General features: G+C 67.5%; 15 protein-coding genes and 1 riboswitch. Of the genes, 6 read left to right on the forward strand and 9 right to left on the reverse strand.

The genetic code is table 11. From position 1 onward, the window contains the following. From BU124_RS00760 to BU124_RS00780, 5 genes are read left to right on the forward strand one after another with little or no spacing between them, the layout of a single operon-like run. Positions 1-375, forward strand: coding sequence for a Na+/H+ antiporter subunit C (locus tag BU124_RS00760; RefSeq protein WP_084860526.1), 375 nt, complete (start codon positions 1-3; stop codon positions 373-375). Continuing rightward, positions 372-1916 (forward strand): monovalent cation/H+ antiporter subunit D, encoded by a 1545-nt coding sequence (locus BU124_RS00765; RefSeq protein ID WP_084860527.1) that lies wholly within the window; start codon positions 372-374, stop codon positions 1914-1916. Before BU124_RS00760 ends, BU124_RS00765 begins: the two co-directional genes overlap by 4 nt. 3 nt (positions 1917-1919) lie before the next feature. Further along, complete coding sequence (locus BU124_RS00770) at positions 1920-2411, forward strand: Na+/H+ antiporter subunit E (protein ID WP_084860528.1); 492 nt, start codon at positions 1920-1922, stop codon at positions 2409-2411. After that, entirely contained in the window at positions 2408-2677 is a 270-nt protein-coding gene (locus BU124_RS00775; protein WP_084860529.1) for a K+/H+ antiporter subunit F, read from the forward strand. Before BU124_RS00770 ends, BU124_RS00775 begins: the two co-directional genes overlap by 4 nt. 7 nt (positions 2678-2684) lie before the next feature. After that, positions 2685-3080, forward strand: a complete 396-nt coding sequence (locus BU124_RS00780) for a Na+/H+ antiporter subunit G (RefSeq protein ID WP_084860530.1) — start codon at positions 2685-2687, stop codon at positions 3078-3080. A gap of 55 nt (positions 3081-3135) precedes the next feature. Here BU124_RS00780 and gcvP read toward each other — a convergent pair whose 3' ends face one another. From gcvP to gcvT, 3 genes are read right to left on the reverse strand one after another with little or no spacing between them, the layout of a single operon-like run. Continuing rightward, complete coding sequence (gene gcvP / locus BU124_RS00785) at positions 3136-5985, reverse strand: aminomethyl-transferring glycine dehydrogenase (RefSeq protein ID WP_084860531.1); 2850 nt, start codon at positions 5983-5985, stop codon at positions 3136-3138. 51 nt (positions 5986-6036) lie between these two features. Continuing rightward, positions 6037-6399, reverse strand: coding sequence for a glycine cleavage system protein GcvH (gcvH, locus tag BU124_RS00790; protein ID WP_084860532.1), 363 nt, complete (start codon positions 6397-6399; stop codon positions 6037-6039). 11 nt (positions 6400-6410) lie between these two features. After that, positions 6411-7511 carry a glycine cleavage system aminomethyltransferase GcvT gene (gene gcvT / locus BU124_RS00795; RefSeq protein WP_084860533.1) on the reverse strand — a complete coding sequence of 367 codons (1101 nt, stop codon included), beginning with the start codon at positions 7509-7511 and terminating at the stop codon, positions 6411-6413. A gap of 143 nt (positions 7512-7654) precedes the next feature. Continuing rightward, positions 7655-7741, reverse strand: a riboswitch (glycine riboswitch). A gap of 129 nt (positions 7742-7870) precedes the next feature. On the opposite strand from gcvT, the gene BU124_RS00800 reads away from it, so the two are divergent. Continuing rightward, positions 7871-8779 (forward strand): MBL fold metallo-hydrolase, encoded by a 909-nt coding sequence (locus tag BU124_RS00800; RefSeq protein WP_084860534.1) that lies wholly within the window; start codon positions 7871-7873, stop codon positions 8777-8779. Positions 8780-8845: 66 nt separating this feature from the next. Here the strand turns inward: BU124_RS00800 and hemA are convergent, their stop codons facing one another. From hemA to soxC, 6 genes are all read right to left on the reverse strand, one after another. Next, positions 8846-10069 (reverse strand): 5-aminolevulinate synthase, encoded by a 1224-nt coding sequence (gene hemA / locus BU124_RS00805; RefSeq protein ID WP_084860535.1) that lies wholly within the window; start codon positions 10067-10069, stop codon positions 8846-8848. A 6-nt stretch (positions 10070-10075) separates the two neighbouring features. Then, positions 10076-10504: a DUF302 domain-containing protein gene (locus BU124_RS00810; RefSeq protein ID WP_084860536.1), complete on the reverse strand. Its 429-nt coding sequence runs from the start codon at positions 10502-10504 to the stop codon at positions 10076-10078. Between the two features lie 85 nt (positions 10505-10589). Next, positions 10590-11858: an NAD(P)/FAD-dependent oxidoreductase gene (locus BU124_RS00815; RefSeq protein WP_084860537.1), complete on the reverse strand. Its 1269-nt coding sequence runs from the start codon at positions 11856-11858 to the stop codon at positions 10590-10592. 112 nt (positions 11859-11970) lie between these two features. Next, the gene (locus tag BU124_RS00820; RefSeq protein ID WP_084860538.1) at positions 11971-12675 is read right to left on the reverse strand and encodes a c-type cytochrome; all 705 of its coding nucleotides are present in this window, start codon (positions 12673-12675) and stop codon (positions 11971-11973) included. Beyond that, positions 12675-14108: a c-type cytochrome gene (locus BU124_RS00825; protein ID WP_245831566.1), complete on the reverse strand. Its 1434-nt coding sequence runs from the start codon at positions 14106-14108 to the stop codon at positions 12675-12677. Before BU124_RS00825 ends, BU124_RS00820 begins: the two co-directional genes overlap by 1 nt. Then, positions 14092-15366: a sulfite dehydrogenase gene (soxC, locus tag BU124_RS00830; protein WP_084860539.1), complete on the reverse strand. Its 1275-nt coding sequence runs from the start codon at positions 15364-15366 to the stop codon at positions 14092-14094. Before soxC ends, BU124_RS00825 begins: the two co-directional genes overlap by 17 nt. Positions 15367-15375 lie beyond the last annotated feature (9 nt).

Consider the following 15375-nt stretch of genomic DNA (forward strand, 5'->3'; position numbering starts at 1 on the left):
ATGGAGATGATCGTCGCCAGCGCCGTGGGCGTGCTGACCGCCGCCGGGGTCTACCTGGTGATGCGCCTGCGCGCCTTCCCTGTGATCCTGGGGCTGGCGCTGCTGTCCTACGCGGTCAACGTGTTCCTGTTTTCGGCCGGCAAGCTGACCACGGACATGCCGCCGATCCTGTCGCCCTACGGCGAGGCGAGCTATACCGACCCGCTGCCGCAGGCACTGGTGCTGACGGCGATCGTCATCTCCTTCGGGATGACGGCGGTGCTGGTCATGGTCGCGCTGGGGTCCTTCCTGGAATCCGACAGTGACCGCATCAACCTGGGCCGGTCCGAGAACGCCCCGATGCCGGACGACGACGGCGAAGGGGACGCGACATGAGCCACTGGATCATCGCGCCGGTCATCCTGCCGGCCCTTCTCGCCCCGGTCATCGGCTTCGTCATGCGCCACGACATCCGCCTCGCGCGGGTCTTCTCGCTGGCCGGGGCGCTGGCGGTGCTGGCCATCGCTCTGGGGCTGGTGGTCCAGGCCGCGGGCGGCGAGACGAGCGTCTACCGCCTGGGCGACTGGCCCGCGCCCTTCGGGATCGTGCTGGTGCTGGACCGGCTCTCGGCGCTCATGGTGCTGCTGACGGCGGTGCTGGCGCTGATCGTGCTGGCCCATGCCAGCGCCACCGGCTGGGATGCCCGCGGGCGGCATTTCCACGCCCTTTTCCAGTTCCAGCTCATGGGCATCTGCGGCGCCTTCCTGACCGGCGACGTCTTCAACCTCTTCGTCTTCTTCGAGATCCTGCTGATTGCCTCCTACGGGCTGATGATCCACGGCGGCGGGCGCGACAGGATGCGCGCGGGCCTGCAATACGTCGTCATCAATTTGGCCGGTTCGACGCTGTTTCTGTTCGCGCTGGGGGTGCTCTATGCCACCACCGGCACGCTTAACATGGCCGACCTGGCCCAGGAGGTCCCGCAGATCCCGTTGGAAGAGGCCGCGCTGGTGCGCCTGGCCACGATGCTGCTGCTGGTGGTCTTCGCGGTCAAGGCCGCGCTGTTTCCGGTGCAGTTCTGGCTGCCCGGGGCCTATTCCAACGCGCCCGCGCCGGTCGCCGCACTGTTCGCCATCATGACCAAGGTCGGGGCCTATTCGATTATCCGCATCCACACCACCGTCTTCGGCCCCGGCGCCGAGGCGACCGAGGGGCTGGCCGGCGACTGGCTGTTCCCGGCGGCCGTCATCACGCTGGCCATCGGGGCCGCGGGCGTGCTGGGCGCGCGGCGGCTGGGACCGCTGATCGCCTTCTCGGTGCTGGGCTCGATGGGCACGCTGATGCTGGCGGTGTCGGCCTTTGCCCCCGCGGCGCTGACCGCCGGGCTTTACTATCTGGTGCATTCGACCTTTGCCGCCGCCGCGCTGTTCCTGGTGGCCGACCTGGTGATGGCCCAGCGCGGGGGCAACGACACGCTGACCACCACCCTGCCTGCCAGCGCGCAGAACGGGCTGTTGGCCGCGCTGTTCTTTGCCGCCGCCGTCGCCATGGCCGGGATGCCGCCCCTGTCGGGCTTTCTGGGCAAGCTGCTGGTCATGGACGCGCTGCGCGCGCCCGGCGTGATCGGCTGGGCCTGGGCGGCGATCTTGGCGGGGTCGCTGGTGACGATCGTCGGCTTCGCCCGCGCGGGCAGCGTGCTGTTCTGGAAATCGACCGCGAAGGCCCCTGCCCCCGACCCCGAGGGACGCGGGACCGCGGCCGCGACCGGGGCCGCCGGCCCCATGCAGGTGGCCCCCGTCCTCGTCACGGTCGGCATCCTCGGGGCGCTTGCCATCTTTGCCGGGCCGCTGGCCGGCTATCTCGAGGCCACGAGCGGCCAGATCTTCGACCGGGCGGGCTATATCGGCGTCGTGCTGGGCACGAGCGGGGGGTCCTGATCCATGGTGTCACGCCTTCTTCCGCATCCGCTGCTGAGCCTGACGCTGGTCCTTGTCTGGCTGGGCCTGGTCAACACCGTGACCCTGGGCAACCTGATCCTGGGCAGCATCTTCGGATTGATCGTGCCGCTGCTGACCTCTCCCTATTGGCCCGACCGGCCGCGCATCCGGCGCCCCGTGAAGGTGATCGAGTACATCCTCGTCGTACTCTGGGACATCGTGGTCGCCAATGTCCAGGTGGCGCTGATCATCCTGTTCAAGCGCAACGCGGCCATCACCTCGCGCTGGATCACCGTGCCGCTGCAACTGACCTCGGCCGAGGCGATCACCGTTCTGGCCGGGACCATCACCATGACGCCGGGCACCGTCTCGGCGTCGCTGTCGGCCGATGCCGGCGCGATCCTCGTTCACTGCCTGCATACGGATGACCCGGACGCCGTGCGCGACCAGATCAAGGCCCGCTACGAACGTCGCCTGATGGAGATTTTCGAATGATCACCGCCGCGCTTGTCTTCGCCTTCGGCTGTTTCGGACTGGGCTTCCTGTTCAACCTCTGGCGCATCAGCACCGGGCCGGACGCCGCCGACCGCCTCCTGGCGCTCGACACGATGGTCATCAATGCCATCGCGCTGCTGATCCTCTACGGCATCTACCGCGGCACGGCCATGTATTACGAGGCCGCAATGCTGGTCGCCATGGTCGGTTTCGTGTCAACCGTCGCTTATTGCCGCTTCGTGCTGCGCGGCGACATCATCGAATGAGGCCGGCATGTCCCTAATCGCTGAAATCACCATCAGTTTCTTCCTGGTCGTCGCCGGCATTTTCGGGCTTGTCGGCTCTTTCGGGCTGATCAAGCTGCACGACAGCATGCAGCGCCTGCACGCGCCGACCAAGGCGACGACGCTGGGGGTGGGCGGCGTGCTGATCGCCTCGATGCTCTATTTCCTGCTGGTCAAGGAAACGCTGTCGTTCCACGAGCTACTGATCACGCTGTTCTTGTTCCTGACCGCGCCGATCACGGCGAATTTCGTCGCCAAGACCTATATCACTCGCAACGTGCGGCCCCAGGACCTGCCCGAGACCGACCGCCGCTACGGCTGGGCCCCCTACGACGACCCGCCGCCGCAGGAAACCGCAGTGCCAGAGGAAAAGACCAAGCACTGAGGCCCGGCCCCGAGGGTGCCCTGCCCCCGGGGCCGGCCCGGCGCGCGGGCCGCGGCTATTCCGCCGCCTCGCGGTAATCGGCCAGCGGCGGACAGGTGCACACCAGGTTGCGGTCGCCATAGACATTGTCGACCCGGCCCACCGGCGCCCAGTACTTGTCCACCTGGAAACTGCCCGCCGGAAAACAGGCCACCTGCCGCGAATAGGGCCGGTCCCAGTCATCCTTGACCATGTCCTGCATGGTGTGCGGCGCGTGTTTCAGCGGGTTGTTGTCCTGCGGCCAGTCGCCCGCGGCGACCTTGCGGATCTCCTCGCGGATGCCCAGCATGGCGTCGCAGAACCGGTCCAGCTCGGCCTTGGTCTCGCTCTCGGTGGGTTCCACCATCAGCGTGCCGGCCACCGGCCAGGACATGGTCGGCGCGTGAAAACCGCAGTCCATCAGGCGCTTGGCGATGTCATCGACCGTCACGCCGACCTCGGCGAAGGGCCGGGTGTCGATGATGCATTCGTGCGCGACATGGCCCTTGTCGCCCGAAAACAGGACGTCATAGGCGCCTTCCAGCCGCTTGGCGATGTAGTTGGCGTTGAGGATCGCCACACGGGTCGCCTGGGTCAGCCCCTTGCCGCCCATCATCAGCACATAGGCCCAGGAGATCGGCAGGATCGAGGGCGAGCCATAGGGCGCCGCCGAGACCGGCCCCTGACCGTCGCCCGCCAGCGGATGGCCCGGGAGGTAGGGCGCCAGCTGTGCCTTGACCCCGATCGGCCCCATGCCGGGGCCACCCCCGCCGTGCGGGATGCAGAAGGTCTTGTGCAGGTTCAGGTGGCTGACGTCCGCACCGATCTCGCCCGGCTTGGACAGGCCCACCATGGCGTTCAGGTTGGCCCCATCGAGGTAGACCTGGCCGCCGAAGGCGTGCGTGATCTCGCAGACCTCGCGCACGGTATCCTCGAAGACGCCGTGCGTGCTGGGATAGGTGATCATGCAGGCGGCGAGGGTGTCGCCCGCGGCCTCGGCCTTGGCGCGGAAATCCTCCACATCGATGTCGCCACGGTCGGTGCAGTTCACCACCACCACGTCCATGCCGCACATGTGCGCGCTGGCCCCGTTGGTGCCGTGCGCATTGACCGGGATCAGGCAGGTCTTGCGCCCGGTGTCGCCGCGGGCGGCGTGATAGCCCATGATCGCCAGCAGACCGGCGTATTCGCCCTGCGCGCCCGCGTTGGGCTGCATCGACATCGCGTCATAACCGGTGATGGTGCACAGCTTGTCGGACAGATCCGCGATCAGCTCGGCATAGCCCGCGCACTGGTCGGCCGGGGCGAAGGGGTGGATCTGGCTGAACTCGCGCCAGCTGACCGGCATCATCTCGGCGGCCGAGTTGAGCTTCATGGTGCACGAGCCCAGCGGGATCATCGCCCGGTCGAGCGCCAGGTCGCGGTCGGACAGGCGCCGCATGTAGCGCATCATCTCGGTCTCGGCGCGGTTCATGTGGAACACCGGGTGATCCATGTAGCCAGTGCGCCGGTGCAGCGTTTCGGGCACACGATATTCGGGCGTCAGGTCGTCATCCTTGCGGTCGATGCCGAAGGCGCGCCAGACCTTCTCGATCACGGGCCGGCGCGTGGCCTCGTCCAGCGAGATGCCGATGGCCGTCTCGCCCACCGCGCGCAGGTTGAGGCCCTCGTCGACGGCCGATTTCATCACCGCCCGTTGCAGTGGCCCGACCTCGACGGTGATGGTGTCGAAAAACGCCCCCGGCGCGACCTCGAAGCCGGCCTCCTCCAGGCCCTTTGCCAGCCGCACCGTCTTGCGGTGGATGCGCTGCGCGATGGCCTTGAGCCCCTCGGGGCCGTGGAACACCCCGTAAAAGGACGCCATGACCGCCAGCAGCGCCTGCGCGGTGCAGACGTTGCTGGTCGCCTTTTCGCGGCGGATGTGCTGTTCGCGGGTCTGCAGCGACAGCCGGTAGGCCTGGTTGCCGTGGCTGTCGACGCTGACGCCCACGATCCGGCCCGGCATGTGACGCTTGTAGGCCGTCTTGCAGGCGAAGTAGGCGGCATGCGGCCCGCCCATGCCCATGGGCACGCCGAAGCGCTGGGTGTTGCCCACGGCGATGTCCGCGCCCATCGCGCCCGGCTCCTTGAGCAGGGTCAGCGCCAGCAGGTCGGCGCTCACGATGCCGATCGCCTTTTGCGCGTGCAGCGCCTCGATCTGCGGGGTGACATCGCGCAGCCCGCCATGGGTGCCCGGATACTGGAAGATCGCCCCGAAGACGGCGGCGGCGTCCATGTCCTCGGGCGCGCCGACGATCACCTCGATGCCCAGCGGCGCGGCACGGGTCTGCATCACGGCGATGTTCTGGGGGTGGCAGTTCTCGTCCACGAAGAACCCGGTAGCCTTGGACTTGGCCACCCGCTGGGCCATGACCATGGCCTCGGCGCAGGCCGTGGCCTCGTCCAGCAGCGAGGCATTGGCGATCTCCAGGCCCGTCAGATCGGCCACCATGGTCTGGAAGTTCAGCAGCGCCTCGAGCCGGCCCTGGCTGATCTCGGGCTGATAAGGCGTATAGGCGGTGTACCAGGCGGGGTTTTCCAGCACGTTGCGCTGGATCACGGGCGGCGTGACGGTGCCGTGATAGCCCTGCCCGATCAGGCTGGTCAGGACCTTGTTCTTGGCCGCGACCTGGCGCATGTGATTGAGCAGCTTGCGCTCGGACATCGGTTTGCCGAAATCAAGCGGCTCGGCCTGGCGGATCGCCTGCGGCACGGTTTCGTCGATCAGACGGTCGAGGCTGTCCACGCCGATCACCTTGAACATCTCGTCCATCTCGGCGGGCGAGGGCCCGATGTGGCGACGGTTGGCGAAGTCGTAAGGAAGATAGTCGGTCGGGGTGAAGGGCATCGAACACCTGTTTCCTTGGGTTGAAAGTCGCGCGCGGGCGGGCGGTGCCCCTTACGCGCCGATGAAGTCCTTGTAGGCGGCCTCATCCATCAGGCCGTCGAGCACCGACATGTCGGCCAGCTTCATCTTGAAGACCCAGGCCTCGCCCAGCGGGTCCTCGTTGATGAGCGCCGGGTTGTCGGTCAGCGTCTCGTTGATCTCGACGATCTCGCCATCGACGGGGGCGAGGATGTCCGAGGCCGCCTTGACGCTCTCGATCACAACGACCTCGTCGTCCTTGGCCACCTCGCCGCCCGGCTCGGGCAGTTCCACGAAGACCACGTCGCCCAGCTGGGTCGAGGCGTGTTCGGTGATGCCGACGACGACAAGATCATCCTCGACGCGCAGCCATTCATGTTCCTCGGTGAATTTCATCTCTGTCTCCTTCAGGTCTTGTAGCTGGATGGCCGGAACGGCAGGTCACAGACGGTAACGGGCAGGCGCTTGCCGCGCACCTCGCCCCACAGCGGCGTGCCGAGGCTGGCATGCGCCGTGCCAACGTAGCCCATGGAAATCGCCGCGCCGATCGAGGGGCCATGGGCGCCCGAGGTCACAGCGCCAACCGGGGTGGTCGCGTCTTCGTCGGCGAAAAGCGGCGTGCCCGCGCGCATCGGCGCGCGGCCCTCGGGGCGCAGGCCGACGCGCAGCCGCGCGGGGCCGTCGACGAGGTGGTGCCGGATACGGGCGAAGCCGGGGTAATCTCCCGTTTCGCGACGGGCCTTCTGGATTGCCCAGGTCAGGTTGGCTTCGACCGGGGTGGTGGTCTCGTCAAGGTCGGCCCCGTAAAGGCACAGGCCCGCCTCCAGCCGCAGGCTGTCGCGAGCGCCCAGGCCCACCGGCGCGACCGCGTCATCCGCCAGCAGGGCCCGGGCCAGCGCCGCCGCGCTGTCGGCGGGCACGGAAATCTCGAAGCCGTCCTCGCCGGTATAGCCCGACCGGGATATCCAGAGCGCGCCGAAGTCGGAGGCATGGGTCTGAATGTCCATGAAGCGCATCTCCACGACGTCGGGCACAAGCCGCGCCAGCGCCGCCTCGGCCCGCGGGCCTTGCAGGGCCAACAGCGCACGGTCGGTTATCTCCTGCACCTGCGTCGTTGGCAGGCCCGCGCGCATGTGCGCGATGTCAGCCGTCTTGCAGGCGGCATTGACCACCGCGAACAGGTCATCGCCGCGGTTGGCGATCATCAGGTCATCAAGGATGCCGCCCGCATCATTGGTGAAAAAGGCATAGCGCTGGCGGCCCGGTTTCAGCGTCTGCAGCGCCTGAGGCACGAGCGCCTCCACCTCGGCGGCGGCCTGCGGCCCGTGCAGGATCACCTGGCCCATGTGGCTGACATCGAACAGCCCGGCACTCTCGCGCGTCCAGAGGTGTTCTTTCATGACGCCGGCAGCGTATTGCACGGGCATCTCGTAGCCCGCGAAGGGCACGAATTTCGCGCCGAACTCGGCGTGCAGGTCGTAAAGCGGTGTTTTCTTCAGGTCGGCCATGCCGGCTCCGGTCCATGTCTGGGCCGGGGGCGGGCCCCCGGGCATTGGTTGCGGGCGCGGCCCGCGATCAATGCCCCCTCTGTCCGTTTGCCTGAGATCGCTATCCCTTCGGCGGGTGCAGGTGGCACCACTCTCCAGAGTCCTGTCGCGCGGCGGTCCTGAAGCCTGAGAGTTTACCGGGGCGGTTGCTCCTTCGGCACTGGCACTGCCAGTTCTCCCGTCGCGCACAGAGACACTAGCGCGACCGGCCCCCAATCACAAGCCCCCACCCCGGTGCGTCCCGCAAAGGTTTGGCTTTGCCGTGACGCGCGGCATGCTTTAACATAGAGAAAATTGAATATGAAAACCGGGAGGACACCATGCACATCGATCGCCGCACCCTGCTCTTGACCGGCAGCGCCGCCCTCGGCGCCGCCGCCCTGCCCCGCTGGACCCACGCGCAGGTCACCCTGGGCGATATCCGCATTGACACGCTGAGCGACGGCAACCTGGTGCTGCCGCGCGACTTCCAGTTCGGCGGGTTGCCGCAGGACAAGGTCACCGCCATCCTCGAACGCCACGGCATCACCGGCAACGAGCTGACACCGGACTGCAACATCACGCTGATGCGCGACGGCACCAACACGGTGATCTTCGACGTGGGCGCGGGGCCGAACTTCATGCCCACGGCGGGCAAGCTGTGGCAGGCGCTGGACGCGCTCGGCGTCGCGCCCGCGGATGTCACCCACGTGGTCTTTACCCATGCCCATCCCGATCACCTCTGGGGGCTGCAGGACGATTTCGGCGATCTGGTCTTTCCGCAGGCCGAGTACATGATCGGCCGTGTCGAGCGCGACTACTGGCTCGACCCGGCCACGCCCGACACCATCGGCGAGGCGCGTCTCGCCTTTGCGGCCGGCGCGATCCGCTACCTTGGCGCACTGGAGGATCGGCTGACGGTCTTCGAGGACGGCGCGGAAATCCTGCCCGGGGTCGCCGCCCGCGCCACTTTCGGCCACACGCCGGGCCACATGGCCTTCGAGCTGCGCGGCGGCAATGAAAGCGTCATGGTGCTGGGCGATTGCATCGGCAACGACCACGTCGCCTTCGCACGGCCCGAGTGGCCGTACGGGTCCGACCAGGACCCGGAGTTGGGCGCGCAGACCCGCACGGCCCTGCTGGACCAGCTGGCCAGCGCGCAGATGGCGGTCGTCGGGTTCCACCTGCCCTATCCGGGGATCGGCCGCGCCGAGAGGTCGGGCGATGCCTATCGCTTCGTCGCGGCCTGACGGCCGGGCGGGCGGCGGGGCCGGTTTTCCGGCCCCGCGAACAAATTTCTGGAAATTTGTTCCGCGCTACTGCGCCGCCAGGGGCTGACGGGCCAGCTGGCACTGGGTCCAGAGATCGCAGAGCGCCCCGACCAGCCGCTCGATATCGGCTTGCGCGTGGACCGGCCCGGGGGTGATGCGCAGCCGCTCGGTACCCTTGGGCACGGTGGGATAGTTGATCGGCTGGATGTAGATTCCGAACCGGTCCATCAGCGTGTCGCTGATGAACTTGCACTTGACCGGATCGCCCACCATCACCGGGATGATATGACCGGGGTTCGGGATGTGCGGGATGCCGATCTCGTCGAGCCGGGCGCGCACCTGCGCGACCTTGTCCTTTTGCAGGTCGCGTTCGGCGGACGAGGCCTTGAGGTGCCGGATCGAGGCGCAGGCCCCCGCCGCCACCGCCGGCGGCAGCGCCGTTGTGAAGATGAACCCGCTGGCAAAGGAGCGCACGAAATCCACCAGGTCGCTTGAGGCGGCGATATAGCCGCCGACCACACCGAAGGCCTTGCCCAGCGTGCCCTCGATCACCGTGAGCCGGTCCATCAGCCCCTCGCGCTCGGCGATGCCGCCGCCGCGCGGGCCGTACATGCCCACCGCGTGCACCTCGTCGAGATAGGTCATGGCGTTGTAGCGGTCGGCGAGGTCGCAAATCTCCTGGATCGGGGCGATGTCGCCATCCATGGAATAGACGCTTTCGAAGGCGATCAGCTTGGGCGCATTCGCCGGCAGGGCCTGCAGCTGCACCTCCAGGTCCTGCAGGTCGTTGTGCTGCCAGATGACCTTCTGCGCCTTGGAATGGCGGATCCCCTCGATCATGCTGGCGTGGTTGCCCGCATCCGAGAGGATCACCAGCCCCGGGATCTTCGCCCCGAGCGTGCCCAGGGTGGCCCAGTTGGACACATAGCCCGAGGTGAACAGCAGCGCCGCCTCCTTGCCGTGCAGATCGGCCAGTTCACGTTCGAGCAGCACGTGATGATGCGTGGTGCCGGAAATGTTGCGCGTGCCGCCGGCCCCGGCCCCCACGGTATCGAGCGCCCCATGCATGGCCGCCAGCACGTCGGGATGCTGGCCCATGCCGAGGTAATCGTTGGAACACCAGATCGTCACGTCGCGGACGGCGTCATCCAGATGGTTCCGGGCCTTGGGAAAGGCGCCGCGTTCCCGCTCCAGATCGGCGAAGACACGGTAATTGCCCTCGTCCTTCAGGCGCGTGAGTTCGGCGCGGAAGTAGGCGTCGTAATCCATGTCCGGTCAGGTCCCCGCGGCGGCCTGGACGATCTCGTCCAGAAGGGTTTCGACGGTCTGCATCGGCCCGTCCGGGTAGGTGCGATGCCCGATCATGACCTCGCCGTCACGTTCCGTGACGAAGATGCCGTAGGGGCAATGCGCGATGTTCATCGGGTCGGCTTCCATGACCTCGCGCGATACGGTGGCCGAGCAGAACAGGAAGACGTCGGCGGCTTCGAAGATGGTGACGTCCGAGCCGACATCTTCGCCGGTGCGGTTGAGCATGTCGCCGACGTGGCTGACATAGTCGATCACCAGGCCGCGGCCGATGATCTCGTTCTCGACGGCGAAGGTGGCATCGTCGAAACTGCCCTCGAAGGGGGTCATGACGGCCTCTTGCGCCAGTGCGGTTGATGCGGTCAGGCACAGGGCCAGGGCGGCAAGCGTTTTCATGGGGTCTCCTCCGTGTTGGGCGCCATTTTCACCGACAGGCATTCCGCGGGCCTTGACCTGAATCAAGGCCCGCGGGACCGGTCGGTCAGCCGAACATGTCGGCGGTGATTCCGTCGTACCAGCCGATCGACTCGCGGTAGGTCGCGGCCCGGACCTCGGCGCTTTCGCCAGTGTCCGAGATGAAGCCGTCGACCTTGGCGATCTTTTCCTCGGTGGCCTCGTAGGTGGCGCCCACCTTGACCCCGTTGTCGGTGTCGATCAGCGACCAGCAAGTATTTGCGAAGCGCGCCGGGAAGACGCTGGAGCCGGTCAGGGCCCCGCGCACGGCGTTGGCGCAGACCTTGGCCTGGCTGTTGGCCGCGAAGCCGGATTTCGGCATGTCGCCCTGCGCCGCGCTATCCCCGAGCACATGGACGTTCTCGTCCATGGTGCTGGACAGGTCGGTGGCGTTGACCGGCGCCCAGTTGCCCTCGGTGACGCCGGCGATCTCGGCGATGCGGCCGGCCTTCATGGCCGGGATCACGTTGCAGACATCCACGTTCTCGACCGCGCCGCCGATCGATAGGGTCATGGCCTCGGGGTCGACCTCGACATCGTCGCCACCGAAGTCCGGGCCGATGCGCTCGATCATGCCGGCGTAGTTGTTGCGCCAGCCGTCCTCGAAAAGCGCTTGCTTGGAAAAGTTCTGCTTGGGATCGGCGATCAGGATCTTGGCCGTCGGATTGATCTCGCTCAGCAGGTGGGCGACCATGCTGACCCGTTCGTAGGGGCCCGGCGGGCAGCGGTAGGGATTGGGCGGGGCGACCATGGCATAGGTGCCGCCCTCGGGCATGGCCTCGATTTGCGCCTTGAGCAATTCGGTCTGACTGCCGGCCTTGTAGGCATGGGGCATCCGGTCCTGGGCGCTGATGTCCCAGCCGGGCACGGCCCCGTCCACGAAGTCGATCCCGGGCGACAGGATCAGCCGGTCGTAGCCCAGCGTGTACCCCCCCGCGGTGGTCACGGTCCGCGCGTCGCGGTCCACGCCGGTGGCCCAGTCGTGCAGCACGTTGATCCCGTAGCTGCCCGCGAGCGTGCCGTAGGAATGGCCGAGGCTATCCATCTCGCGGAAGCCGCCGATGTAGAGGTTCGAAAAATAGCAGGTGTAATAGGCGCGTGTCGGCTCGATCAGGGTCACGTCGATCGCGCCGTTCGAGTCCTTGGCAATGTAGCGCGCCGCCGTGGCCCCACCTGAGCCGCCGCCGATGACGACGACGCGCGGGCGGCCGCTGTCCTGGCCCATGACGCGGGGCGCCGAAAGCGTGGCCGCGCCCGCGGCCGCGGTGCCGATGAAGGCTCTTCTGTTCAGTTTCATGTCGGGTCTCCTCCCTTTATTGCTTGGCGCGCCGATTGGCCCGGCGTCGTTGTGGTCCGGCTGCCCGGTCCCCCTTGGTGGCGGAGCCCTCCCGACCCCGTCCTGTCCGTCCCTATTCGACCGTCGCGAAATAGGCGGCCAGCGCCGCGATCTCCTCGTTCGACAGGCGGCTGGCCGTCATCTGCATGACGTTGTGCTGACGCACGCCCTCCTTGTAGGCGTGCATCGCGGTAACGAAGACATCCTCGGGCCAGTTGGTGATCGACGGGATGCCGTTGGCGGCGCCGCTTTCCTGATGGCACGAGGTGCACTCGCCGGACAGGTATTCACCATAGGCCGGGTCGCCCACGATGGCGAGGATTTCCGGGTCGACCGAATGATCCACCGCCGCCGCCGTGGGCGCGGCCTCCGGAATGTCGGCCGGGTCGGCCGAGAACAGCCGCAGGTAGGCCAGCAGGTCGGCGCGATCCTCGGCATCCGCCATCCCGGCGTAGTTCATCCGGGTGCGGCTGACGAAGACACGGGGGTTCTCGATGTAGCGGTCCAGCGTCTCGAAGGTCCACTTCAGACCGGCATCCGCCCGCAGCATCATGTCCTCGGAATAGCGGAAACCCTCGATGGCGCCGGCGCGGCGATCGAAGATCCCGTTCAGATGCGGGCCGACCCGGTTGCGCGCGCCCTGCCCCACCTGGTGACAGGACGCGCAGTCCGACTGAAAGAGCGCCTCGCCGCGGTCGGGATCGCCCCCCACCTGTGCGGCGGCGCTGCTGCCCAGGCCGGCGAGGATCACCGCCGGGAGAAGCGCCCGGCGGATCATCACTGCGCCTCGAAGGTCGAGAGGTAGGCGGTGATCGCCGCGATCTCGTCCTCGCTGCGCAGGCCGGCGAAGGACATGTTCGTGCCCGGCATGGCGCCGCGCGGATCGGCAAGGTATTCCCCGAGGCGCTTGGGGGTCCAGACCTCGCCCGCGGCGTTGGCCTCCTCGAAGACGCCCGAATACCGGAAGCCCTCGATCCCGCCGATGGCGCGCCCCAGCACGCCGTTGAGATGCGGGCCGACGCCGTTGCGCGCGCCGTCGCCGACCTGGTGGCAAGCCTGGCACTTGCGGAAGACGCCCTCGCCTTCCTCGACCAGCGCCGGATCGACCGCGGCGACCTCCTCGGTGGACTCCGTCTCCGACGTCTCGGCCGCGGCCTCTTGCGTCTCCGTCTCGCTGGTGGTCTCGGCGGCGGCCTCGGTCGCCTCGGCCTCTTCGTCCTCGGGTGTGACGTCCAGCACGCTGGCGCGCATGGTGATCTCGACGCTGTCCTTGCAGTCCTCCATGCAGGGCTCTTCGCTGAAGGCCGGTATCTCGCCCTCGGCGCGGTCATCCATGAAGAAACCGTCCTCGTTGGGCAAGCTGACCTCGGTGAAAGTGTCCTGCGACAGCTCGAAATCGTCCTCCACGAGATTGTTGAGATAGAGGATATAGGCCGTGACCGCGTAGACCTCGTCGTCGGTCAGGCTCTGGGCCTGGCCGTAGGGCATGGCCCGGTGCACGTAGTCCCAGACGGTGGACAGGTAGGGCCAGTAGGAGCCGGGGGTCTTGACCGGGTCCTCGCGTTCCAGCGTGTCCCAGCCCCCCGAAAGCACGGGCCAGCGCGCCCGTCCCTCGCCGAAGTCGCCGTGGCACTGGGCGCAGTTGTCGATGTAGACCTCCTCGCCGGTCCAGACATCGCCCGAACCCGCGGGCAGGCCGGCGCCATCGGGGCGGATGTCGATGTCCCAGGCGGCAACTTCCTCGTCCAGCGCTTCGCGGCCGAGGTCGAAACTGATGCCGTCAAGCTCGCCGATCATGGGGCTTTCGTGGCTTTGCGCCCAGGCGGCCCCGACGAAAAGCGCGGGCGACGAGGTGCCGCCCTCGAAGGTGTCGCCGGCCTCGGCGCTCGCCTTTGCCGTGACGGTTTCGGTGGCCGCGGCGTCGGCGGGGGCCTCGGCCTCGGCAGGGGCTGTTGCCTCGGCAACGGTGTCCTCGGTGCCCTCGTCGACCGCTTCGGTCTCGGCGGGTGCAGCGTCCGCGACCTCTTCGGTTTCGGTGGTTTCGGCGTCGGGGGCGGTGGCCTGCGCGGCCATGGTGTCGGCCTCGGCCTGTGCCGCGGCGGCGGCGACCTCGGCGGTGTGCGCGGCGCGCTCGGACAGGCCGACGCTCAGCGCGATGACCGAGGTCGCAGCCACGGCGACCAAGGCGAGTTGGTTAGGAAATTTCGACATTCTCGGCCTCGCCATTCTCGTTCACGTACCAGGTCTGGATACCGTTGTTGTGGTAGATGGAGTTCTCGCCCCGCCAGTCGCGTAGCTGGTGCTTGGTGGGCTGCACGTACCCGGTGCTGTCGTGGGCGCGGCTTTGCAGTAGCAGCGGCTTGCCGTCCCAGTCGAACTCGAAATAGAAGCGGTGCATGGACTTGTTCATGCTCGGGCCGGACATGCGAGCTTGGTGCCAGCTCTTGCCGCCGTCCAGCGTCACGTCCACCCGCGGGATCGTCCCGCGGCCCGACCAGGCGACACCGGTCAGCACGGTATAGCCGGGGCCATGGGTCAGCGGCGCCTGTGGGCTGGGGTTGGTGATGACCGATTTGGCGTCCATCTCCCAAGTGAAGCGGCGCGCCTCGCCGTTTTCCAGCAGGTCGGTATACTTGCTGGTCTCCTCGCGGTGGTGCCAGGGCTTGTCGCCCACCTCGATGCGGCGCAGCCATTTGACCCACATATTGCCTTCCCAGCCGGGAACGACCAGTCGCACCGGGTAGCCCTGTTCGGCGCGCAGGGCCTCGCCGTTCATCTTGAAGGCAACAAGGCAATCGTCCAGCGCCTTTTCCATGGGGATCGAGCGGGTCATGGCCGCGGCGTCGGCGCCCTCGGGCAGGACCCACTTGGCGTTGGTCTTGATGCCCGCCTCGGCCAGCAGAAGCTTGAGCGGTATGCCCGTGTACATGACGTTGTGGATCATGCCGTGGGTGAACTGGCAGCCGTTGAGCTGCGCCCCCGCCCATTCCATGCCGGTATTGGCCGCGCATTCCAGGAAATACACGTGGTTTTCCCGCGGGAACCGCATCAGGTCGTCCATGGTGAAGACCAGCTCGCGGTCCACCAGGCCGTTGATCATCAGGCGGTGCTCGGCCGGGTCGATCTCGGCGGCGCCGCTGTGATGGCGCTCGAAGCAGACGCCGTTGGGCGTGATGATTCCGTCAAGCTCGTGCAGCGGCGTGAAGTTGATCGACGAGATATTGTCGGCCGTCAGCCAGTCCACGGTGCGGCGCACCACGTGGCGTTCGTGCTTGGACGGCATGCCGTAGGGGGCGGCATCGACGCCGTCGCCCAGGTAGACCTGCCAGTCCTGCAGCTCGGTGATCGCCGGGTCGGGGGCGGTCTGCCCCTTGGCGACGGTGGCGGCGACGCTGCCGGCGCCGGCTGCCGCCGCCCCGGTCAGGAAGGACCGCCGCGACGGCTTCTTGCCCTTGAACTTCATGTCCATGTCTCGTCC

The organism is Salibaculum halophilum (assembly GCF_002094885.1).
In the GTDB taxonomy this organism is placed as follows: domain Bacteria; phylum Pseudomonadota; class Alphaproteobacteria; order Rhodobacterales; family Rhodobacteraceae; genus Salibaculum; species Salibaculum halophilum.